19 protein-coding genes are annotated in these 21425 nt (G+C 71.8%); 9 read left to right on the top strand and 10 right to left on the bottom strand.

Features of this window, described 5'->3' with window-relative positions; translation table 11 throughout:
* Positions 1-45 precede the first annotated feature (45 nt).
* From ACWGKJ_RS14670 to ACWGKJ_RS14700, 7 genes are all read right to left on the bottom strand, one after another.
* Positions 46-987 carry an urease accessory protein UreD gene (locus tag ACWGKJ_RS14670; protein ID WP_385017055.1) on the bottom strand — a complete coding sequence of 314 codons (942 nt, stop codon included), beginning with the start codon at positions 985-987 and terminating at the stop codon, positions 46-48.
* On the bottom strand, positions 984-1664 hold the full coding sequence (gene ureG, locus ACWGKJ_RS14675; protein WP_385017094.1) for an urease accessory protein UreG: 681 nt from the start codon (positions 1662-1664) through the stop codon (positions 984-986). Before ureG ends, ACWGKJ_RS14670 begins: the two co-directional genes overlap by 4 nt.
* Positions 1665-1721: 57 nt before the next feature.
* A complete protein-coding gene (locus ACWGKJ_RS14680) occupies positions 1722-2420 on the bottom strand; it encodes an urease accessory protein UreF (protein ID WP_385017052.1) in 699 nt (232 codons plus the stop codon).
* 68 nt (positions 2421-2488) lie between these two features.
* Positions 2489-4213, bottom strand: a complete 1725-nt coding sequence (ureC, locus tag ACWGKJ_RS14685) for an urease subunit alpha (RefSeq protein ID WP_385017050.1) — start codon at positions 4211-4213, stop codon at positions 2489-2491.
* The gene (locus ACWGKJ_RS14690; RefSeq protein ID WP_385017047.1) at positions 4213-4680 is read right to left on the bottom strand and encodes an urease subunit beta; all 468 of its coding nucleotides are present in this window, start codon (positions 4678-4680) and stop codon (positions 4213-4215) included. Before ACWGKJ_RS14690 ends, ureC begins: the two co-directional genes overlap by 1 nt.
* 32 nt (positions 4681-4712) lie before the next feature.
* Entirely contained in the window at positions 4713-5018 is a 306-nt protein-coding gene (locus ACWGKJ_RS14695) for an urease subunit gamma (protein WP_385017044.1), read from the bottom strand.
* 4 nt (positions 5019-5022) lie between these two features.
* The gene (locus tag ACWGKJ_RS14700) at positions 5023-5976 is read right to left on the bottom strand and encodes an urea transporter (RefSeq protein WP_385017042.1); all 954 of its coding nucleotides are present in this window, start codon (positions 5974-5976) and stop codon (positions 5023-5025) included.
* Positions 5977-6523: 547 nt separating this feature from the next.
* On the opposite strand from ACWGKJ_RS14700, the gene ACWGKJ_RS14705 reads away from it, so the two are divergent.
* Complete coding sequence (locus ACWGKJ_RS14705; protein WP_385017039.1) at positions 6524-6949, top strand: hypothetical protein; 426 nt, start codon at positions 6524-6526, stop codon at positions 6947-6949.
* A gap of 51 nt (positions 6950-7000) precedes the next feature.
* On the opposite strand, the gene ACWGKJ_RS14710 is transcribed toward ACWGKJ_RS14705, so the two are convergent.
* Entirely contained in the window at positions 7001-7486 is a 486-nt protein-coding gene (locus ACWGKJ_RS14710; protein ID WP_385017036.1) for a hypothetical protein, read from the bottom strand.
* Positions 7487-7855: 369 nt separating this feature from the next.
* On the opposite strand from ACWGKJ_RS14710, the gene ACWGKJ_RS14715 reads away from it, so the two are divergent.
* Positions 7856-9034, top strand: a complete 1179-nt coding sequence (locus ACWGKJ_RS14715) for a D-alanyl-D-alanine carboxypeptidase family protein (RefSeq protein ID WP_385017034.1) — start codon at positions 7856-7858, stop codon at positions 9032-9034.
* A gap of 60 nt (positions 9035-9094) precedes the next feature.
* Here ACWGKJ_RS14715 and ACWGKJ_RS14720 read toward each other — a convergent pair whose 3' ends face one another.
* Entirely contained in the window at positions 9095-9964 is an 870-nt protein-coding gene (locus tag ACWGKJ_RS14720; protein WP_385017031.1) for a UbiA family prenyltransferase, read from the bottom strand.
* A 166-nt stretch (positions 9965-10130) separates the two neighbouring features.
* On the opposite strand from ACWGKJ_RS14720, the gene ACWGKJ_RS14725 reads away from it, so the two are divergent.
* The 6 genes from ACWGKJ_RS14725 to ACWGKJ_RS14750 all read left to right on the top strand — a co-directional run bounded on the left by ACWGKJ_RS14725 (position 10131) and on the right by ACWGKJ_RS14750 (position 19758).
* The gene (locus tag ACWGKJ_RS14725; RefSeq protein WP_385017028.1) at positions 10131-11198 is read left to right on the top strand and encodes a type III polyketide synthase; all 1068 of its coding nucleotides are present in this window, start codon (positions 10131-10133) and stop codon (positions 11196-11198) included.
* A 40-nt stretch (positions 11199-11238) separates the two neighbouring features.
* Positions 11239-11856 (top strand): isoprenylcysteine carboxyl methyltransferase family protein, encoded by a 618-nt coding sequence (locus ACWGKJ_RS14730; RefSeq protein WP_385017026.1) that lies wholly within the window; start codon positions 11239-11241, stop codon positions 11854-11856.
* The gene (locus tag ACWGKJ_RS14735; protein WP_385017023.1) at positions 11853-12866 is read left to right on the top strand and encodes an NAD(P)/FAD-dependent oxidoreductase; all 1014 of its coding nucleotides are present in this window, start codon (positions 11853-11855) and stop codon (positions 12864-12866) included. Before ACWGKJ_RS14730 ends, ACWGKJ_RS14735 begins: the two co-directional genes overlap by 4 nt.
* Positions 12867-13049: 183 nt before the next feature.
* Positions 13050-17345 (top strand): discoidin domain-containing protein, encoded by a 4296-nt coding sequence (locus ACWGKJ_RS14740; protein WP_385017020.1) that lies wholly within the window; start codon positions 13050-13052, stop codon positions 17343-17345.
* Positions 17346-17445: 100 nt separating this feature from the next.
* Positions 17446-19194, top strand: coding sequence for an FUSC family protein (locus tag ACWGKJ_RS14745; protein ID WP_385017018.1), 1749 nt, complete (start codon positions 17446-17448; stop codon positions 19192-19194).
* A 57-nt stretch (positions 19195-19251) separates the two neighbouring features.
* Entirely contained in the window at positions 19252-19758 is a 507-nt protein-coding gene (locus tag ACWGKJ_RS14750; protein WP_385017015.1) for a MarR family winged helix-turn-helix transcriptional regulator, read from the top strand.
* 27 nt (positions 19759-19785) lie between these two features.
* Here the strand turns inward: ACWGKJ_RS14750 and ACWGKJ_RS14755 are convergent, their stop codons facing one another.
* Positions 19786-21003, bottom strand: a complete 1218-nt coding sequence (locus ACWGKJ_RS14755) for a cytochrome P450 family protein (RefSeq protein WP_385017092.1) — start codon at positions 21001-21003, stop codon at positions 19786-19788.
* 164 nt (positions 21004-21167) lie between these two features.
* On the opposite strand from ACWGKJ_RS14755, the gene ACWGKJ_RS14760 reads away from it, so the two are divergent.
* On the top strand, positions 21168-21347 hold the full coding sequence (locus ACWGKJ_RS14760) for a hypothetical protein (RefSeq protein WP_385017012.1): 180 nt from the start codon (positions 21168-21170) through the stop codon (positions 21345-21347).
* Positions 21348-21425 lie beyond the last annotated feature (78 nt).

Genomic DNA, 21425 nt, shown 5'->3' on the forward strand with positions numbered 1-21425 from the left:
AGGGCCCGCGGCGGCGAAGGAGCGGCGCCTCATCCCCTAGCCCACTCAGGTCTTGCGCAGGTCCGGGGCCGGTACCCCGATCAGCAGGCGGCGCACCGCGTCCCACGCGGCGCGCAGCGCACGGGTGACGGCAGGGGAATCGCTGCCCATGACCCGCACCCACGCCCCCGTGTCGTCCGGCAGCACACTCACACCGAAGACCAGGCCGGCGGCTTCCAGCGCGTCGTGCAGGGTGTCCGCGACCAGGGCCGCGGGGGCCAGCGGGGTGAGTACGTACAGCGATGCCATCAGGTCATGACCGGCGAAGACCGCGGGCCCGGTCACGCCGCCCGGACCGTGCGGTTCCAGCCGTACGGTGTCGGCCGCGAGCAGCGTGCCGTCCGGGCGCCGGACCTCCAGGTCGCTGAAGAGCATCCGGTAGGCGTGCCGTTCGTCCCGGGCCAGCCGTCCGGCGGCGATCGTCTCGCCGATGAGTACGGTCGCCGACGGATCGGCCGTCACCACCGTGTGCTGGTAGAAGCGCGCGTCGCGGTACGGGATCAGCGGGTCGGGCAGGTACTCGACGTAACTGCCCTCCCCCACCGTCAGGTTGACCAGCTGCGTCGCGTGGTCGAACTCCATACGGTGCACCTTGGTGGCGGCCTGCGTGGTCAGGTGCACGGAGGTGCCGGGCTCGCAGTCGATGTCGATCCGGTTCCGGTCGGCCTGCAGGATGCCGCCGCCGGTCGACATCAGAAAGGTCACCGGCAGATCGGGCCGGTGCGGATCGATGTACAGCGGCCGCATGATCTGCAGCGGCGACTTCTGGTAGCGGTCGACGAGTTCGGTGCGGCCGCCGACCCGCGCGTAGCGCAGTTCGAGCAGACCGACCTTGCCGGGGCGCCCGGCGGCCAGCGTGTCCGCCGGACCGGCGAGGGCGAGCAGCCGGGCCGGTGTCCGCCGGGGTTCGTAGTGCGCGGGGTCCAGCCGCGCGGGCGCCGTGGTCATGCGGGGGCCGCCGCCTGGGCGGCCTCATGGGCCAGGATGAAGTCGGCGATGGTGTCGAGGCCGTCGCCGGTCAGGGAGTTGGTCAGCACCACGGGCCGCCCCTCCCGGACCTTGCGCGCGTCCGACTCCATGACCTCCAGGTCGCACCGTACGTACTGGGCGATGTCGACCTTGTTGATGACGAGCAGTTCGCTCTCGGTGATCCCCGGGCCCCGCTTGCGCGGCATCTTGTCGCCCTCGGCGGTGTCCAGGACGAACAGGAAGAGGTCGACCAGGGCCGGGCTGAAGGTGAGCGTCAGGTTGTCGCCGCCGCTCTCGAAGAGCAGCGTGTCCACGTCGGGGTGGCGCTCCAGGAGTTCGTCGGCCGCCGCCTGGTTCATCGACGGGTCGTCACGGACCGCGGTGTGCGGGCACGCCCCGGTCTCGACACCGACGATCCGGTCCGCGTCGAGGATCCCGTCGAGGGTGCGGCGGACATGGGCGGCGTCCTCGCTGGTGAAGATGTCGTTGGTGATGACCGCGGGGGTGCGGCCGCGTGCGAACAGTACGGGGACGAGCGCCTCGATCAGAGCCGTCTTCCCCGAACCGACGGGTCCCGCGATCCCCACCCGCAGTACGCCGTCCTTGGGGCGCCGCAGGAGTTCGTCGTCGTGGCTGTGGTGGTGCCGGGCCTGCATGGGGTCGTGCATGGTGATCCTTCTCTGGTGTGGTGTCCTGTCGGCGGATGGCTCCGCCTAACTGGCGAACAGCCGTGCCTCCGCCCGCTCATGGCGGCCGGCCATGATGTCCGCCACCGGGACGAAGCCGCCGATGTCGGCGAGTTCGCGCTCCAGGGCGGCCTCTGCGGTCTCCTCGATCACGGACGCCGCCCGGTGCAGTACGACCTGCGCCTGGCGGTGGTCGGTGAGCCGCAGCCGCAGGGCGGCCCCCACGAAACTGGCCGCGAAGGCGAACAGTTCGCAGGTGACCGCCTGCCGTACGGTGACCGCGTTGCCCGCGTGGACAGCGGCGGCGACGACCGGCTGGCAGCCGCGTACGGCGCCGTCCCGGTAGAGGGTGCGGTACCGCTCGATCTCCGGGGTTCCGTACACCTCCGCCGCCAGGTCGAGCAGCTGCCGCCCGGTGCGGACACAGGCCTGCCGGGCCTCCCGGCCCAGTTTGGTGGCGTGCAGCCGCTCCTCGACCGCCGTCAGCTCCGCCCAGTCGCCCGCGGTGACCGCGCGGTGGGCGAGGGCCAGGGCGGTGGCGTCGGACGGCCCCGCACTGTGGCGCAGCAGATCGTGGAGGAGTTCCGGCAGGCTGCGCGGGGTCACCGCGCGGGCCTGCTGGAAGCCCTCCAGACCGTGGGAGAGGGTGTAGTAGCCGCTGGGGAAGGCCGAGTCGGTGAGCTGGAGCCCGGTCAGCAGTGCGGCCGTGGGCATCGGGTCGTTCATGCCGGGGCTCCGTTCGTACGAGGGGTGGTCCGCTGTGGTCAGGCCGCCGGGGGCGGCCGCCGGACCGGTCAGACGATGTAGAAGAGGTGGTTGAGCGGGAGCCGCTCGGCGGGTTCGATCGTCGCGGGTTCGCCGTCGACGGTGACCTTGTACGTCTCCGGGTCCACCTCGATACGCGGCAGCGCGTCGTTGCGCACCATGTGCTGCTTCCCGATGGTCCGGCAGCGCTGCACGGGCTCGATCCGCCGCTGGAGGCCCAGTTCGCCGGGGACGCCCGCGGCGATGGAGGACTGGGACATGAAGGTGACCGACGTCCGCTGCTTGGCGCGGCCGTACGTACCGAACATCGGGCGGTAGTAGACGGGCTGCGGCGTCGGCAGCGAGGCGTTGGGGTCGCCCATCAGCGCCCAGTTGACCATGCCGCCCTTGATGACGAGCTTGGGCTTGGCGCCGAAGGAGTGCATCGGCCAGAGCACGATGTCGGCGATCTTCCCCGGCTCCAGGGATCCGATCACGTCGGCCGCGCCGACGGCGATGGCCGGGTTGATGGTCAGCTTGGCGAGATAGCGCAGCACACGTGCGTTGTCGTTGCGGGAGCTGTCCTCGGCCAGCGGGCCGCGCAGTTCCTTGCAGTGGTGCGCGGTCTGGAAGGCCCGGACGAACGATTCGCCGACCCGGCCCATGGCCTGGGAGTCGGAGGAGAAGATGCTGATCACGCCGAGGTCGTGCAGGACGGTCTCGGCGGCAATCGTCTCGGCGCGCACCCGGCTGTCGGCGAACGAGACGTCCTCGGGGATGTCGCGGGACAGGTGGTGACAGACCATCACCATGTCGAGCAGTTCGTCGACCGCGTTGACCGTGTACGGAAGCGTCGGGTTGGTGGACGCGGGCAGGACGTTGGCCTCGCCCGATACCCGGATGATGTCGGGGGCGTGGCCGCCGCCCGCTCCCTCGGTGTGGAAGGTGTGGATGGTCCGGCCGTCGATCGCGGACAGGGTGTCCTCGAAGAAACCGCCCTCGTTGAGGGTGTCGGTGTGGATGGCCATCTGTACGTCGTGCTCGTCGGCGACGCTGAGGGCGGTGTCGATGGTGGCGGGGGTCGCGCCCCAGTCCTCGTGCACCTTGAGACCGGCCGCGCCCGCCTCGATCTGCTCGCGGAGGGCTTCCGGCTGGCTGCCGTTGCCCTTGCCGAGCAGGCCCACATTGACCGGCAGGTCCTCGACGGCCTCCAGCATCCGGTGGATGTTCCACGGGCCGGGGGTGCAGGTCGTGCCGTTGGAGCCGTCGGTCGGCCCGGTGCCGCCGCCGAAGAAGGTGGTGATGCCGTTGGACAGGCCCTCCTCGGCCTGCTGCGGCGAGATGAAGTGGATGTGGGTGTCCACACCGCCGGCGGTGGCGACGAGGTGTTCGCCGGAGACGACCTCGGTGCCGGGGCCGATGATGAGCTTGGGGTCCACACCGTTCTGGAGCTGCGGGTTGCCGGCCTTGCCGACCCCGACGATCAGGCCGTGGCGGACCCCGATGTCACCCTTGACGACGCCGAGCACCGGGTCCATGACCACGACGTTGGTGATGACCAGGTCGAGGGCGCCCTCGCGGTTGAGCGCGGAGGGGTCCTGGGCCATGCCGTCACGGATGGCCTTGCCACCGCCGTAGACGGCTTCTTCCCCGTACGAACCGGCGTTGTGGTCGTACTCGACCTCGACGACCAGATTGGTGTCGGCGAGGTGGAACCGGTCGCCCACGGTGGGGCCGAACAGGTCGGTGTACTGCTTGCGCGGAATGATCGCCATCAGTGCTGAGTCCCCTCGGTGCCCGCGGTGCTCTCGGCGCCGGGCGTGTTCCCTGTGCTGTCCTGGCCGGCGGCGCTGTCCTGGCCGGCGGCGTCGCCGGCACGGGTGAATCCCAGTTCGGCCGCGCGGCGCAGCGCGTTGCGCTTGGTGTCGGGCGCCGACAGGCCCCCGTTGACGAGTCCGGCGAATCCGACGAGCCGCCCGCCGCCGCCGAAGGCGCACAGGTCGACCTCGCGGCTGTCGCCGGGCTCGAAACGCACGGCGGTGCCGGACGGGATGTCCAGGCGCATCCCGAAGGCGGCCTCACGGTCGAAGCGCAGCGCGCGGTTGATCTCGAAGAAGTGGTAGTGCGACCCGACCTGGACGGCGCGGTCGCCGGTGTTGGCGACCGTGAGCCTGACCGTGGCCCGGTTGGCGTTGATCTCCACGGGGTCGTCCCCGTAGAGGTAGTGGGCTCCGCCCGACATCTCTGTCTCCTCGGTGGTTCAGGCTTCGGGGTTCAGGCGCTGATCGGGTCGTGGCAGGTGACCAGCTTCGTGCCGTCGACGAACGCCGTCTCGACCTGGAGGACGGTGAGCATCTCGCGCACTCCGGGCATCACGTCGTCCTGGGTGACGATCTTGCGGCCCAGCTCCATGCACTCGGCGACGGTGTGGCCGTCGCGGGCCGCCTCCAGGACGGCTTCGGTGATCAGCGCGGCGGCCTCGCTGTAGTTGAGCTTGGTCCCCCTCGCCCTGCGGCGGCGGGCCAGGTCGGCCACCACGTAGACGTGGAGTTTGTCGATTTCGCGTGGGGAGAGATTCATGGCGTCACTCTGCTTTCTCGAATGAGATGCCGGGCCGGCCCAGCGCTGGACCCGCCGCGAGGAAGAGCCAGGTCGTCACTACGAACGGCCAGGTGAAGGGGGATCCGCCGGACGGCCGGGTGAACGCCTCCCAGGCGGCGGTGAAGGGGACCGATGCCACGACGGCGAGTGCGGCGTAACCGGCGGTCCACCGGGTGAGGGTCAGAAAGGTGGCGGCCAGCGCTATGGCGCAGAGCACCCCGTTGTAGCCGTAGAGGCCCTGGGCGATCCGGTCGGCCGGGAGCCCGGCGGCGCAGGCGGTCAGCAGCGCGAGGGCCGAGGCGGCGGCAGCCGCGACGGCGGCGGCCCGCGAGGTGATGAGGAGCCCGACGAGCAGGATGAGGCCCGCGTACCACTTGTCGAGGAAGAAGACCTGTCCGATGTTGTCGCAGAACGCCCGCCCGGCGTCCGCCGCGGACAGCGTGGTGAACCCGCCGACCCGCGCGGTGGCGCCGGCCGCGGCGGGGGCCGTCGGCAGCGCGGTCACCAGGGCGCCGGCGACCAGGCAGTACGGGGCGGTCAGCACGGGCAGGCCGACGCGCCCGAAGATACGGCCGGCCGCTGCGCTCAGCACCGGGCAGACCGCCGCACCGAGGACCGTGAGCAGGACGGTACGTCCCGACGAGCCGAACGTGACGAGGAGGGCGAGACCGGTGAGGCAACCGCAGTAGCCGTCAAGCCCCTTGACAATATTGCCCCGGTCGGCGCCGAGCAGGGCCGCGGTCGCGGCGGACACACCCGCGCCGAGCAGGCCGTACACACCGGTACGCCAGCCTTCGGCGAACAGCGCGACGGTGAACAGCAGTCCGGTCCACGGATTGGCGCTGAGGGTCACCTGGGCGATGCCCCGCAGTTGCACTTGTCCGAGCCGCAGCGGCGTCCGGCTCCTTGCCTGCACCGCTTGTTCCGCCGCAGACATGTCTACTCCCTTGAGGACATGGCGAATTGGCCAGATACCCCCGGAGAAGGGGGTATTGGCGCTAGATCAACTTTCTGTTGAAAACCGTACGCCCGACGCAAGCGGAACAGTGTCCCGAATATCGGCCACTGAGCGTGTCCGGAGCGGTACGGTACGGCATAACCGCTGTTGGGATGTGGCGCTCCACCGGCCCACCGCGGTCCGGCCCCCTCCGGGCGGTCCGCAAGTCTTGGTAAGAGGTTGAACCATTGTTGAACGCTTCATACCTGTCATTTGACCGAACCGGGCAGCGGCTGCCCGGCGCCCCGCCCACCAGGCATTTCGGCTCCGGAAAGGCACCCGGTTGCGGGGCCCGCGCACCGCGCCCATCCTGGAACGGCTTTGGCAGGCTCTGCCCTTCGCCTCCCCGTTCCGGCAGAGCGACACCGCCGTCGGCAGGACTGATTTTCCCGTCGCCGTCGCCGTACGGGCCGCGTGAGGACCGCCGCAGCCGGCCCCAGGGCGGCTCGCCCCGACACCGCATCCGACGAGCCGAAGGAGTTCCGCCATGCACTCCGCCCTGATGCGTACCGCGCTCGCCACGGCAGCCCTGTGCGCCACCCTCACCGCAGCTGCGATCACCCCGGGCGACGACGTCCGGCCAATGTCCGCGAAGCCGTCGGCTCCCCGGTCGGAGACTTCGCATGCGGAGACTTCGCGTACCGAGGCCTCGGGGACGGAAGCCACGTCCCCGGAAGCCTCCCGTACAGGCGCGGGGGCCTCGTCGGCGGAGGCATCACGTACGGAGGGTGACACCAATCCGCCTCCGTACGACCGGCGCGCGTTCACCGAGCAGACCGTACGGCTCAGCTGGAAGGGGACCACGGCAGCGGGCCGCGCCCGGATGTGCGCGCATCCGGACAGCTTCAGCAGCCCCGCCCTCGACGCGCGCTACGCCGCGCAGCTGATCAGGGCGGAGTGCCGGAGCCACTGACACCCGCGGCCCCGGCGGCGGGTGCGTCGCCGGGGCCGCGGCCAGGCCCGGTCAGGGTGCGCCGTGGGAGGAGCGGCGGCGCAGCTGGAGGACCACGCCGAGCGCCGCCGCGATGAGGACACCGCCCGCGACCAGCTCGGTGGTGTCCATATCGGTGAGCGAGCCGCTGAGGACCGCCCTGATCCGCTTGTCCGGGGTGCCGGAGAGCTCCAGCGGGGTGCTCCGCCGCTGTCCTCCGCACGCGAAGGTCACGTCGTACCGCTTTCCGGTCGCGGCTTCCGGGTCCACGACGACGGTCGCGGGATGCCCGTGGCGGAGGGTGACCGGGCCGAACACGCCGGACGAGACGGTGACGCCCGGTTCCCGGCAGCCCGTGGCACCGAGGGTGACCGTACCGCCGGGAGCGACCGAGCCCGGTGACACGGTGGGCCCGAAAGGCGGGGCCCCGCCGGCGTCGCCCGCCGCCGCGGCCGGGGCGGCCAGGGACAGCACGGCGGCGCTCAGCAGGGCGGCAGACCCGATACTCGTCAAGCGCATGGGGAGACCTCCGGGCACACGATGCTCGTACAGGACCGCGGCGGCAGTCCGGTGCGGGAGCCCTGCGGCAACCGGGCTGCGGCCAACAGGGGTGCGCGGCAAGGGGACACGCGCACGGACCTGTCTCTGCAGCGGCCGCACGTCCGGTGCGGGACGCACACCGCTGCCGGAACACCGTAGGCCGGACCACCGCGATCTGGCGAGTCCGGCCACTCCAACGGGGCGTCGGATTGCGCCGGACAGGCCAGCCGCACCGGCCGGGCGCCTCCGGAGCGGGTCCGGGCACGCGGCGGCCGGGGTGTCGGCCGTTCGGTCTCCTCCGGGTTCGCCTGAGATGCGGGCAACGTTCCGTGTTTTTACCGTAACTGAATGATCTTCAGACCAGTCTTGCAGAGCCTCTGCGCCGGAGCTGTGGTGCTGGCGGCGGGCGTCACCTCGATCGCTCCGAGTGCCGCGCTGGCCCCGCACCCCGGCCAGCGGCCGCCCGGCAGTACGAGGGAGAGCGGGTCCCGCGCCCCGGCGCTGCCGGACCAGGTCTCGGCGCTGTCCTGGGTGGTCGCCGACGCGACCACCGGCGATGTGCTGGCGTCCAAGGACGCCCACCGCCGTCTCCCCCCGGCCAGCACGCTCAAGACGCTCTTCGCCCTCACCGTGCTGCCACATCTGCCCCCGCGGCTGCTGCATACCGTGACCAGGGCGGACCTGGCGGGCGTCGGCAAGGGAAGCAGCCGTATCGGGGTGGCCGAGGGGCGCGCCTACCGGGTGGACGACCTGTGGCGCGGGGTCTTCCTGAGTCCGGGCGGCGACGCGGTGCACGTGCTGGCCTCGCTCAACGGCGGGTGGCGGAAGACCAGGGACGAGATGCGCAGGCGGGCCGTCCAGTTGGGGGCCGAGGACACCCGGGTCATGTCGCCGGACGGCGATGACATCCCCGGCCAGTACTCGTCGGCCTTCGATCTCGCGGTCTTCGGGCGCACCGGTCTGGGCGACCCGGCGTTCGCCCGTTACTGCTCGATGAGCAGTACCGAGTTCCCCGGCGGGCTCGACAGTTCCGGCCGGGCCGGTGCGCCCTTCGAGGTCCGGAACACCAACCGCCTGCTGGTCGGCTCCCGGGACGTGAGCCCCTATCCGGGTCTCATCGGTGTCAAGAACGGCTACACGGCGAAGGCGGGCAACACCCTGATCGCTGCGGCGCACCGGGGCAGCCACACGCTGATCGTGACGGTGATGAACCCTCAGGACAGCAGTGTCTACGAGGACGCGCGCGCTCTCCTCGACTGGGGCTTCGAGGCGTCCGGCAAAGTGCGGCCGACCGGCTCGCTGCGCCCGGCCATCGCGAGGACCACCACCGTGACGGCTACGGGACCCGAGCAGCCGGACGCGGGGCAGCCGGACGCGGGGCAGCTGGGCCCCGCTGGTTCGCCGGCGGTGAGCCACCACTCCACGATCAAGAAGGCGTCGACAGTGGGCGGGTTCGCCGCGGTCGGGGCGCTGCTCGTCTCGCTCTCCGCCTCGCTCTGGCTGCTGCGACGGCGGATGCGGCGCTGACCCGGAAGCCGGTGTCCGAAAGACCTGCGCTCCTGCGGACGGCGGTGCCGACGGGTGCGCTCAGACGATGGTGGCGCCGCTGAACAGCAGCAGCGCCACATCGACCGCGGCGACGGCCACCGCGGCGGCGAACGCGGCCCGCTCCCGGCGGCGCCCCAGCAGGGTCCCCGCGACGGCGGCCGCGGTCGCGGCGGCGAGCGCCGCCAGCGCCCGGCCGGACGGCGCCCCGGCGGGTCCCAGGACGAGGACGGCGGACGCGGCGGCGAGCGGGACCGGGAGCAGCAGCCGTGCGCGGCCGGGCCCGAGCCGGTGCGGCCAGCCGCGCACTCCGAGTTCCAGGTCGCTGCGGATATCGGGCAGCACATCGCCGAGATGGGCGCCGATCCCCAGCAGGGCGCCCGCGGTGACGATCCACCAGACGGGCGGCGGCTGTCCGGGCAGTCCGAGCGCGACGAAGGCGGGCAGTGCCCCGAAGCCCACCGCGTACGGCAGCCAGGACCAGACGGTCGCCTTGAGCCCCAGGTCGTACCCCCAGGCCAGGGCGACCCCGGTCAGATGCACGGCGCCCGCCCACGGGCCGCAGCCGAACGAGAGCGGTACGCAGAGCGCCAGCGCGGTGAACGCGGCGGCCCATACGGTGCGTACCCCGACCGTGCCGTCGGCCAGCGGCTTGCGGTCGCGCCCGGCCGCGGTGTCCCGGCGCGCGTCCACCGCGTCGTTGCACCAGCCCACGGAGAGCTGCCCGGTGAGCACGGCGGCGGTGGTCAGCACCGAGCGCCCGGGGCTCTGCCCGGCGGTCACCGCGAGAGCCGCCAGCAGCGCGGTGACCGCCACGACCGGGCCCGGGTGGCACGATCCGGCGAGGGCGGCCACAACTCCGCCCCGCCGGGCGGCGGGTCGGTCTGCCAGGGGCTGCTCGGGGGTTCCCACCCGCCGATCGTAGGCGCCGTCGCCCCCGCGCCACGGTTGCGCGCGCACTCCACGCGTACGGGGGAATCGGCGGAGGGCGGCGGGGCGGCGGCCAGGGTGTCGAAAGCCCGGCCGGGGGCAGGGATGCTGCAATGCAGGGCACGTCATCCCCGAGGCGGGAGAACCTATGACCCGGATCGCAGCCGTCCACGGTGTGCTGGCACCGCACCGCCACGCCCAGCACGAGATCACCGACATGGTGGCCCGCGTCTGTCTGCCCGAAGGCGCCGACCGGCGGGTCCTCGACCGGCTGCACCGCAGCTCCCGGGTCCGCACCCGCCATATGACGCTGCCGCTCGAAGCGTACGAGAAGCTGGACGGATTCGGCGCCGCCAACGACGCGTTCATCACCGGTGCGACGGAGCTAGGCGCCAAGGCGGTCCGGGGCGCGCTGCACGCGGCGGGGCTGCACCCCGAGGACGTGGACCTGCTGGTCTTCACTTCGGTCACCGGAATCGCCACCCCCTCGATCGACGCCCGGCTGGCCGGGCGGCTCGGGCTGCGCCCCGATGTCAGACGGCTGCCGCTCTTCGGGCTCGGCTGCGTGGGCGGCGCGGCCGGGCTGGCCCGCACCCACGACTATCTGCTCGGCCACCCGGACCAGGTCGCGGTGCTGCTCTCCGTCGAGCTGTGCTCCCTGACCTTCCAGCGCGACGACAGCTCGATGGCCAATCTGATCGCCACCGCCCTCTTCGGGGACGGCGCCGCGGCCGTGGTGGTCCGCGGCGCCGACCACGCCGCCGGGGAGCGGGAGCGGCCGGGGCCTGCCGTCGTGGACACCCGCAGCAGGCTCTACCCCGACACCGGACACGTCATGGGCTGGAACATCAGCGGCTCCGGCTTCCAGGTGGTGCTCGACCCGTCCGTGCCGGATGTGGTCCGCCGTCACCTCGCCGCGGACGTCACGGGTTTCCTCGCCGGTCACGGGCTCAAGCCCGAGGATGTGACCGCCTGGGTCTGCCACCCGGGCGGGCCCAAGGTGCTGGAGGCCGTCACCGATGCGCTGGGGCTGCCCGACGACGCGCTCGGCGTCACCTGGCGCCACCTCGCCGACGTCGGAAACCTGTCCTCGTCATCGGTGCTGCACGTGCTGCGCGACACCCTGGCCACGGACCCTCCGCCGCCGGGCACACCGGGGCTGCTGCTGGCGATGGGCCCCGGCTTCTGCTGCGAACTGGTCCTGCTGCGCTGGTAGTCCGCCGATCCCGATTACGCAGTGATGCGGAGGATGACCCATGATCTGGTACGTGCTGCTGGTGGCCGCTGTCGCCGCCGAGCGCATCGCCGAACTCGTCGTCGCCCGGCGCAACGAGCGCTGGAGCAGGGCGCGCGGGGCGACCGTCGCCGGTCAGGGGCACTATCCGGCGATGGTCGCGCTCCACACCGGGCTGCTCGCCGCGTGTGTGGCGGAGGCCTGGCTGGGCGGGCGGCCGTTCCTGCCCGCGCTCGGGTGGCCGATGGCCGGCGTGCTGGTGGCGTCCCAGGCGCTGCGCTGGTGGTGCATCAGGACGCTGGGGCCCCGCTGGAACACCCGGGTGATCGTCGTTCCCGGTCTGCCGCTCGTACAGGGTGGCCCCTACCGCTGGCTGCGGCATCCGAACTATGTGGCGGTGGTCGCCGAGGGGGTGGCGCTGCCGCTGGTGCACACTGCGTGGCTCACCGCGTCGGCGTTCACCGTGCTCAATGCCGTACTGCTGACCGTCCGTATCCGCTGTGAGAACGCGGCACTGGCGGGCTGCGGGACTGCGGGGCCGGGCCCGGCGTCCGCCCCGGCGGGAGACGTCACGGGGCTGTCCACCCCGGCGGGAGACACTCCGGCGCGCGACACCTCGGCGGGAGACGTCACGGCGTGATCGACGTACTGGTGGCGGGCGGTGGCCCCGCCGGGCTCGCCACCGCGATCCATGCCGCGCTGGCCGGTCTGGAGGCCGTCGTCGTGGAGCCCAGGACCTCTCCGGTGGACAAGGCCTGCGGAGAGGGTGTCATGCCCGGCGGCGTGGCCGCGCTGCGTGCGCTGGGGGTGGCCGCGGAAGGCCGGGAGCTGCGCGGCATCCGCTATCTCGACGGCAGGCACAGCGCCGACGCGGCGTTCCGGGGCGGCACGGGTCTGGGGATCCGCCGCACCGTGCTGCACACGGCGCTGCACGAGCGCGCCCGTGAGCTGGGCGTACGGATGGTCGACGGCAAGGTCGGGGAGGTGCGCCAGAGCGCCGGCGCCGTCACCGCGGCCGGGCTCACCGCGCGCTGGCTGGTGGCCGCCGACGGTCTGCACTCCCCGCTGCGCCGCCGTCTCGGGCTCGATCTGCCCGGCCGCTCCCCCGGCCGGTACGGGCTGCGCCGCCACTACCGGTGCGCCCCGTGGACCGACTTCGTGGAGGTGCACTGGTCGGCGCGGGGCGAGGCGTATGTGACGCCCGTCGGTGACGATCTGGTCGGGGTCGCGGTGCTCAGCCGCAGCCGCCGCGGTTACGACGAGCACCTGGCCGGGTTCCCGGCTCTCCACGCGGCGCTGCGCGGGCCGCACGCGAGCACCGTGCGCGGCGCGGGGCCGCTGCGCCAGCGGGTGCGGCGCCGGGTCGCCGGGCGGGTGCTCCTCGTCGGGGACGCCGCGGGGTACGTCGACGCCCTCACCGGGGAGGGGATCGCCCTGGCCCTGGCGACCGCCGGGGCTGCGGTGCGCTGTCTGGCCGCCGGGCGGCCCGCCGGCTACGAGGCCGCCTGGCAGCGCCTGACCCGGCGTCACCGGCTGCTCACCGGGGCCCTGCTGTCCTTCAGCGGCCGGCCACTGACCGCGGGCCTCGTCGTACCCACCGCATCCCGGATGCCCGCCCTCTTCGCCGCGGCCGTCCACACGCTCCAGTAGAGCGGGCCACCAGCCCCGCCCAACAGCCATGCAAAGAAGCGGAGTTGTGATCTCCGCGACACCCCTGCTCTGACATGCACCCGTCGATTACTTCGGTCGGACCTGTAGACCTGCGTACAAGTCTCTGCAATTCTCCAACAATTGAACGCAAAAACTCGAACTCCACGAGTATGGGGACAGTAGATGACGCGTCACAGAAGCAGCTGGCGGGCCCTGACGGCCGCCTTCGCGACAGCCCTGTTGCTGCTCGGACTGCCGGCCCTGTCCGCCACGGCCGCAGGCGGACCCGACCTCGCAGCCGGCCGTCCGGCCCGCGCCTCCGGTGCGGCGGCGGAGTACGGAGCGGCCCACATCACCGACGGCGATCCCAGTACCTACTGGGAGAGTTCCAGCAGCTCCTTCCCGCAGTGGGTGGAGGCCGACCTCGGTACCACCGCCCGGGTCGACCAGGTCGTACTGAAGCTGCCGGCCGGATGGGAGAGCCGCAGCGAGACCTTCTCGGTGCAGGGCAGCACGGACGGCACCGGCTACAGCACCCTCGCCGCGTCCGCGGCCCACACCTTCGGCCCCGCCGACAGCAACACGGTGACGGTCGGTTTCCCGGCCACCCGGGCCCGCTACGTACGCATCGACATCACCGCCAACTCCGGCTGGTCCAAGGCACAGCTCTCCGAGCTGGAGGTCCACGGCGCCGACGCCTCCGACTCCACGGGCAATCTCGCCCTCGGCCGGACCCTGACGGCCAGCAGCTCCACCGAGACGTACACGGCGGACCGGGCGAACGACGGCAACCGGGCCACCTACTGGGAGAGCAGGAACAACGCCCTTCCGCAGTGGGTCCAGGCCGACCTCGGCGCCGCCGTGCGGGTGAACCAGGTCGTCCTGCGGCTGCCGGACGGCTGGGGGTCACGCACCCAGACACTGAAGATCCAGGGCAGCACCGACAACAAGGACTTCACGGATCTGACCGCGTCCAGGGACTACACCTTCGACGCTGCGGGCGGACAGGCGGCGACGCTCTCCTTCGACGCCACCACCACGCGGTACGTACGGGTCCTGGTCACCGCCAACTCCGTCCAGCACGCGGGCCAGCTGTCGGAGCTGGAGATCTACGGTCCCGCGACCGGCGATGTGACGGCGCCGACCGCCCCGCAGGGCCTCGCGTACACCGAGCCCACAAGCGGGCAGATCAAGCTGGACTGGCGGGCCTCGACCGACGCGGTGGGGGTGACCGGGTACGACATCTACGCCAACGGCGAGCTGCGCTCATCGGTCGCGGGCGAGGTGACCACGTACACCGACACCCAGCCGGCCGGTACGACGGTCGCCTACTACGTGAGGGCCCATGACGCCGCCGGCAACCAGTCGGGCAACAGCAACACCGTGACCCGCAAGAGCAGTACGGGAGACACCGAGCCGCCGACCGCACCGTCGGATCTGGCCTTCACCCAGCCGTCCGCCGGTGAGATCAAGCTGACCTGGGGCGCCTCCACCGACAATGTGAAGGTCACCGGGTACGACATCTACGCCAACGGCGAACCGGCCAAGTCCGTCGCCGGGGACGTGACCACGTACACCGACAGCAGGCCGGCCGGGACCACGGTCTCCTACTACGTACGCGCCCATGACGCGGCGGGCAATGTCTCGGGCAACAGCAACACCGTCACCCGCCCCGGCACCACCGGCAGCGGTTCCGATCTGGCCCGGTCCAAGCCGATCAGCGCGTCCTCCACCGTCTTCACCTTCGCCGCCGAGAACGCCAACGACGGCCGGACCAGCACCTACTGGGAAGGCGCCGGCGGCAGCTACCCGAACACGCTGACCGTGAAGCTCGGCGCCAACGCCGATGTGGACTCGGTCGTGCTCAAGCTCAATCCGGACAGCTCCTGGGCCACCCGGACCCAGAACATCCAGGTGCTGGGACGTGAGCAGAGCGCCACCTCCTTCACGAGCATCGCAGCGGCCAAGGACTACACCTTCGACCCGTCGAGCCAGAACACCGTCACCATCCCGGTGACGGCGCGGGTCGCCGAGGTCCAGCTGAAGATCACCTCCAACACCGGTTCCGCCGCGGGCCAGATCGCGGAGTTCCAGGTCATGGGCGTCCCCGCCCCCAACCCCGACCTCCAGGTCACCAGGATCACCTCGTCCCCCGCCGCTCCGGTCGAGTCCGACTCCATCAGCCTCTCGGCCACCGTCACCAACAGCGGCACCCAGGCGTCGGCCGCCACGGACCTGAACTTCAGCCTGGGCGGCACCAAGGCTGGCACGGCACCGGTCCCCGCACTCGCCGCCGGTGAGTCGAAGACCGTCACCGGCTCCATCGGTGCACGGGACGCGGGCAGTTACCCGCTGAGCGCCGAGGTCGACCCGGGGAACAAGGTCGTCGAGACCGACGAGGGCAACAACACCTTCACCAGCCCTTCCCCGCTGGTGGTCAAGCCGGTCTCCAGCTCCGACCTGGTGGCGTCGCCGGTCAGCTGGTCGCCGGGCTCCGCCTCCGCCGGGGACACCGTGAAGTTCTCGGTGGCGGTCAAGAACCAGGGCACGGCCGCCTCGGCACCGGGTGCCCATGACATCACCCTGACCGTGACCGACTCCAAGGGCGCCACGGTCAAGACCCTCACCGGTTCGCACTCCGGGACCATCGCGGCGGGCGACACCGCTCCCCCGGTGGATCTCGGCAGCTGGACCGCGGTGAACGGCACCTACCAGGTGAAGACCGTGATCGCGGACGACGCCAACGAACTGCCGGTCAAGCGGGGCAACAACACCACCACACAGTCGCTGTTCGTCGGGCGCGGCGCCGACATGCCGTACGACAGCTACGAGGCCGAGGACGGTGTCCTGGCCGGCGGCGCCGAGGTCGTCGGACCGAACCGCACCGTGGGCGACCTGGCGGGCGAGGCGTCGGGCCGCAAGGCGGTGACGCTCAACAGCACCGGAATGTCGGTCGAGTTCACCACGAAATCCAGTACCAACACCCTGGTCACCCGGTTCTCCGTCCCGGACGCCCCGGCAGGTGGCGGCATCGACACCACCCTCGACCTCTATGTGGACGGCACCTTCCTCAAGGCCGTCGACCTCACGTCGAAGTACGCCTGGCTGTACGGCGCGGAGACCGGTCCCGGGAACGATCCGGGGTCCGGCGCCCCCCGCCACATCTACGACGAGGCGAGCGTCCTCCTCGGCATGACCGTCCCGGCCGGCCACCGGATCAAGCTCCAGAAGGACGCCGCCAACACCTCCACGTACGCGATCGACTTCATCAACACCGAGCAGGCCGTGGCGGCCCCCAACCCGGACCCGGCCGCGTACACCGTCCCGGCCGGCTTCTCCCAGCAGGATGTGCAGAACGCGCTGGACAAGGTGCGGATGGACACCACGGGCAAGCTGACCGGTGTCTATCTGCCGGCCGGTGACTACGAGACGTCCAGCAAGTTCCAGGTGTACGGAAAGGCCGTCCGGGTGGTCGGCGCGGGACCCTGGTTCACCCGGTTCCGCGCACCCTCGTCGCAGGAGAACACCGATATCGGCTTCCGGGCGGAGGCGACGGCCAACGGCTCCTCGTTCGCCGGTTTCGCCTACTTCGGGAACTACACCTCGCGGATCGACGGCCCCGGCAAGGTCTTCGACTTCTCGAACGTCTCCGACATCACCATCGACAACATCTGGGACGAACACACGGTCTGCCTCTACTGGGGCGCCAACACCGACCGCGTCACCATCAGGAACTCCCGGATCCGCGACACCTACGCCGACGGCGTCAACATGACCAACGGCAGTACGGACAACCACGTCACCAACAACGAGTCACGGGCCACCGGGGACGACAGTTTCGCCCTGTTCTCGGCGATCGACGCCGGGGGCGCGGACGAGAAGAACAACGTCTTCGAGAACCTCACCTCGCTGCTCACCTGGCGCGCGGCGGGGGTGGCCGTCTACGGCGGTTACGACAACACCTTCCGCAACATCAGGGTGGCCGACACCCTCGTCTACGCCGGAGTCACGGTCAGCTCACTGGACTTCGGCTACGCGATGAACGGCTTCGGCACCGATCCGACCACCCTGGAGAACATCACCCTGGAGCGGACCGGCGGCCACTTCTGGAACGGCCAGACGTTCCCGGGGATCTGGCTGTTCTCCGCCTCCAAGGTGTTCCAGGGCATCCGGATCAACGATGTGGACATCGTCGACCCGACGTACAGCGGGATCATGTTCCAGACCAACTACGTGGGAGGGCAGCCGCAGTTCCCGGTCAAGGACACGATCCTGACCGACGTCACCATCACGGGTGCGAAGAAGAGCGGTGACGCCTATGACGCCAAGTCGGGCTTCGGCGTCTGGGCCAACGAGATGCCGGAGCCGGGTCAGGGTCCGGCGGTCGGCGAGGTCACCTTCCACCACCTCAAGCTGAGCGGCAACGCCCAGGACATCAGGAACACCACGTCGACCTTCACGATCAACAACCTGCCGTAGCGGCGCAAGGTGCGGGGCCGGGCAGTCCGGCCGGGCCCCGCTGCCGGTTCCGGAGCGAGCGGATATTTTTTACTAGTAAAACACCTGCTAAGCTTTTTCTATGCCGAAGCACGCCAGGACAGGACAGGAGCGGGCACACCCCCCGCGGGTCCGCCCGCTCCCCGTCAGGACGACCCTCCAGCTGAGGCGCCCCGCCGACATCTGGCACAAACCCGCCTTCAGCGCCGCGGTGGCGCTCGCCGTACCCGATGTGACGCTCCTCCTGCTGGGCCGGATGGACCTCGTCCTCTACACATCGGCCGGTGCGATGTGCGCCCTGTACGCGCACGGCCTGCCGTACGCCGCACGCGCCCGCACTCTCCTGTGGGTGGTGCTCGGCATGGTCGCGGGTCTCGCCGTCGCACTGCTCTGCGCGTCGCTGGTCACCTCACCCGCGCTGCTGGTGCTGCTCGCTTCGCTGCTGGCGGCGCTCCACAGGACGGCCTGTGACGCGACCCGGATCGGACCTCCCGGCAATCTGATCCTCACGTTCATCGCCGCATCCGCCTTCTTCGCACCCCAGCACCTGGGACAACTGCCCGCGCATCTGGCACTCGCCCTCGGCGGCGGCGCGGTGGCCTGGGTGGTCGGGATGGCTCCCGCGCTGCTGCGGCCGCACGGTCCTGAGCGGATCGCCGTCGCGCGGGCCCTGGAGGCGGCCGCCGCGCTGTGGCACACCGGGCGGCGCGCCGACCTCCCCGTGCGGCGGACCACCGCGGCCGCCGTCCACGCGGCCTGGCACACCCTCTTCCACACCTCGCCGGGGGGCGAGGAGCGGGCCGGGCTCGAACGGCTGCTCGTCCACGCGGAGGCCGCCCTGGCGGCCCCGGCGGCGGACCCCGCTTCACCCTTGGAACAGGCCCAGGACCGGGCTGCTGGCCTGCCCTCCGGCAGCCATGACCCCGGCCGGGAGGCACAACGGTGCGCCGAGCTGGCGCGCGCCCTGCGGCGCGGACAGCCTCTCCCCGCCGTCGGGCTCACCCCCGCGGAACACCGGACACTCGCCCTCCGGCTGAGGCTCCCGCCGCCCGAACGCGTCCGCGGGGTGCGGACGGTGCTGGCACGGCTGCGCCCGGGGTCACCGCTGCTGCCGGTGGGCGCACGAGTGGCGGCCGGGTGCGCGCTGGCCGGGTGGGCCTCGCTCGCCGCCGGGGTGGGGCATCCGTACTGGGCCGTGGTCACCGCGGCCTCGCTCTTCCAGGCCAACACCACGCTCTCCTGGCAGCGGGCCGTACAGCGCCTCATCGGCAATGTGCTCGGCCTCGCCGTCTTCTTCGCGCTTCTTCCGCTGATCCACACCGGCCCGCTCACGATGGTGCTGCTGGCGCTGGCCTTCCAGATCGGCGCGGAGGCCCTCATCACCCGCAACTACTGGCTGGGGTCGGTGTGCGTCACCCCGATGGCGCTGCTGCTGACCGAGTTCGGCAGCGCCCTGCCCGCGCGCACCCTGATCACGGACCGTGCCCTTGACACCCTGATGGGCGCGGCGCTCGGACTGCTCTGCTGCCTGCTGATCACCAACCGCCGGGCCACCGACCGTATCGACACGGCCCTGGCCCGGGTCACGGCGGCCGAGGCGGCCGCACGGCGCCTGGTCGAGCTGCGATCCGCCCCGGACCACACCACCGGGTGGGCCAGGGACCGGCTGGCCCTGGCGCTGGTGGAACTGAGCGAGGCCGTCGACGTCGCCGCCGGTGAGTGGTGGCAGCGCGCCCTGCCCGCCGGTCCGGTGGCCTCCGCCGAGCAGGCCGGCCACCGCACCCTGTCCCTGCTGGTACGCCACACCGCGCCGCCGGTCCCGGCCGCTTAGGAGAGCGGTCCGCCGAAGGGGCAGAATCGACCCGGACCGAGAGCAAGGAGGGCGCACATGGCCGAGGACATCGTCGCGGGGGTGATCCGGCAGTGGGAGCAGGTGCTGCCCGGACTCGACACCGGCCCGATGGCGGTGATCGGACGGCTCAACCGCTGCTCCGCGCTGCTGCAGCAGGCTGCCGACGCACCGCTCGGGCGGGAGGGGCTCACCCGCCCGGAGTTCGACGTACTCGGCACCCTGCGCAGGATGGACCGTGAGCTCACACCGGGCCGCATCGCCCGTGAGACCTTCGCGTCGGGGGCCGCGGTGACCAAGCGCGTACGGCAGCTGGAGGAGCGCGGGCTCATCGCCCGGCGGCCCGACGACCGCGACCGCCGTGTCTCGCACCTCTCCCTCACGGATGAGGGCCGCACGCTCCTGGACCGGCTGCTCCCCGTCCAGCTGCGGTACGAGGCCGCGCTGCTCGACGGGATCGACGCCCGGGACCGCGCCGGTCTGTCCGACGCGCTGAGCGAACTGCTAGTGCTGCTCGAAGGGCGGCTGGGCAGCCTCGTGGAGTGACCGGCCGGTTTCGGCGGCCGCCCCGGATCAGCGGCCCGGTGCGCCCCGGTCGGGTCCGAGCCGTACGGGAAGCTCACGCACGCCGTTCCCCACGAAGCTGGCGGGGCGGGGCAACTCCCGGTCGGGCACGGCCTGTTCCAGTCCGGGGAAACGGGTGAAGAGCTGTTCCAGGGCGATGGTGGCCTCCAGCCTGGCCAGCGGGGCGCCCAGGCAGAAGTGCGGTCCGTGCCCGAGGGAGAGATGGCGGGCGTCCCGGGTGATGTCGAACCGGTCGGCGTCCGGCCCGTGGACGGCCGGGTCACGGCCCGCCGCCGCGTACCCGGCGAGCACCGGGGTGCCGCGCTCCACGACGGTGCCCGCCAGGGTCAGATCGCGGACCGGGTAGCGGAAGGGGAAGAAGCTCACCGGGCTGTCCCAGCGCAGCGTCTCCTCGACGACGTCCAGCCAGGTGGCGCGGCCCGCGAGAACGAGAGCGAGCTGGTCCCGGTGGGCGCAGAGTGCCCGGACCGCGTTGATGACGAGGTTCATGGTCGTCTCGTGTCCCGCGACGATCATCAGAAGCAGGGTGCCGGTCAGTTCCGCCTCGCTCAGCCGGTCGCCGTCCTCCTCACGGGCGGCGATCAGCGCACTGGTGAGGTCGTCGCCGGGCCGCTCGCGCCGGGCCGCCACGACCGCGGCCAGCACGGCCGCCATCTCCTGGTTGGCCGCCACCACGTCCGCCGGACCGATGGCGGTGGAGACCACCAGCTCGGAGAGGTGGTGCAGCCGCTCCCGGTGCTCCGGGTCCACCCCGAGGAGTTCGCAGATCACCCCCATCGGCAGCGGAAGCGCGTACGACCGGTACAGATCGGCCGTGCCGTCGCCGTCCGCCGCGGCGGCCAGTCCGTCGAGCAGCCCGGCGGCCAGCGTCTCGGTCCGCGGCCGCAGCGACTCCACCCGGCGCCCGGTGAACGCCCGGTTCACCAGGGAACGCAGCCTCCGGTGGTCGGCGCCGTCGGCCGTGGTCATGGACCGCACGGTGGCGAAGGTCCGCAGCGGCCAGCCCTCCTCGATCAGCCCCTCCCGGAGCGCCGTGAAGTGCTGCGGCCCCTTGGCGACATCGGGGTGCGCGAGGAACTCCCGGAGCGCCGCGTGGCCGAGGACCGCCGCCCCGGCGACCTCGCCGGGGAGCACGACCGGGACCACGGCGCCGCCCGCCAGGAGCCGCGCGTTGGCCGCGTGCGGGCAGCCGCCGGCCGGATCCATCCGGTGCGGGGAGACGGATGAGGTGTTCAACTCAAGACTCCTGGCTGGTCGGGCGGGTCCGCACCACGGCTCCGGCGGGCGCGGAGCGGCCGGACGTGCATGGTCCGGCACTTTCCGGGCATCAGCGGCTGGACGGGAACCCGAGATCTAAGGAACGTACGACAGTGAGCTACTCCTCCACCCCAGGTTCGCCGATATACGACCAGCTCGTCCAGGAGCAGGGCGATGTTCTCGCGGAGGCGCGGAAACTCGCCGAGGAGGCCCTTCAGCAGGCCGACCCCAAGCAGTACTGGGAGGCCGCACTCACCCACCCGCGCAGGTCCGGGAAGGTCCCGCAGGGCTGAGCCATACACCGGGCCCGGCCCCCGCCGCCGGTCCGACTCGCCACCGTTCGCATCCTTTTCGATGGTGATCGCCCGGTG

This window comes from Streptomyces sp. NPDC054757 (genome assembly GCF_053612185.1).

Excerpts from the sequence above, each read along its gene's own strand:
- ACWGKJ_RS14740 (WP_385017020.1), top strand. The coding sequence starts at position 13,050 with ATGACGCGTCACAGAAGCAGCTGGCGGGCCCTGACGGCCGCCTTCGCG.
- ACWGKJ_RS14695 (WP_385017044.1), bottom strand. The coding sequence starts at position 5,018 with ATGAATCTCTCCCCACGCGAAATCGACAAACTCCACGTCTACGTGGTG.
- ureG (WP_385017094.1), bottom strand. The coding sequence starts at position 1,664 with ATGCAGGCCCGGCACCACCACAGCCACGACGACGAACTCCTGCGGCGC.
- ACWGKJ_RS14705 (WP_385017039.1), top strand. The coding sequence starts at position 6,524 with ATGCACTCCGCCCTGATGCGTACCGCGCTCGCCACGGCAGCCCTGTGC.
- ACWGKJ_RS14690 (WP_385017047.1), bottom strand. The coding sequence starts at position 4,680 with ATGTCGGGCGGAGCCCACTACCTCTACGGGGACGACCCCGTGGAGATC.
- ACWGKJ_RS14745 (WP_385017018.1), top strand. The coding sequence starts at position 17,446 with ATGCCGAAGCACGCCAGGACAGGACAGGAGCGGGCACACCCCCCGCGG.
- ACWGKJ_RS14725 (WP_385017028.1), top strand. The coding sequence starts at position 10,131 with ATGACCCGGATCGCAGCCGTCCACGGTGTGCTGGCACCGCACCGCCAC.
- ACWGKJ_RS14730 (WP_385017026.1), top strand. The coding sequence starts at position 11,239 with ATGATCTGGTACGTGCTGCTGGTGGCCGCTGTCGCCGCCGAGCGCATC.
- ureC (WP_385017050.1), bottom strand. The coding sequence starts at position 4,213 with ATGGCGATCATTCCGCGCAAGCAGTACACCGACCTGTTCGGCCCCACC.
- ACWGKJ_RS14700 (WP_385017042.1), bottom strand. The coding sequence starts at position 5,976 with ATGTCTGCGGCGGAACAAGCGGTGCAGGCAAGGAGCCGGACGCCGCTG.
- ACWGKJ_RS14750 (WP_385017015.1), top strand. The coding sequence starts at position 19,252 with ATGGCCGAGGACATCGTCGCGGGGGTGATCCGGCAGTGGGAGCAGGTG.
- ACWGKJ_RS14715 (WP_385017034.1), top strand. The coding sequence starts at position 7,856 with ATGATCTTCAGACCAGTCTTGCAGAGCCTCTGCGCCGGAGCTGTGGTG.
- ACWGKJ_RS14755 (WP_385017092.1), bottom strand. The coding sequence starts at position 21,003 with ATGGATCCGGCCGGCGGCTGCCCGCACGCGGCCAACGCGCGGCTCCTG.
- ACWGKJ_RS14670 (WP_385017055.1), bottom strand. The coding sequence starts at position 987 with ATGACCACGGCGCCCGCGCGGCTGGACCCCGCGCACTACGAACCCCGG.
- ACWGKJ_RS14710 (WP_385017036.1), bottom strand. The coding sequence starts at position 7,486 with ATGCGCTTGACGAGTATCGGGTCTGCCGCCCTGCTGAGCGCCGCCGTG.
- ACWGKJ_RS14680 (WP_385017052.1), bottom strand. The coding sequence starts at position 2,420 with ATGAACGACCCGATGCCCACGGCCGCACTGCTGACCGGGCTCCAGCTC.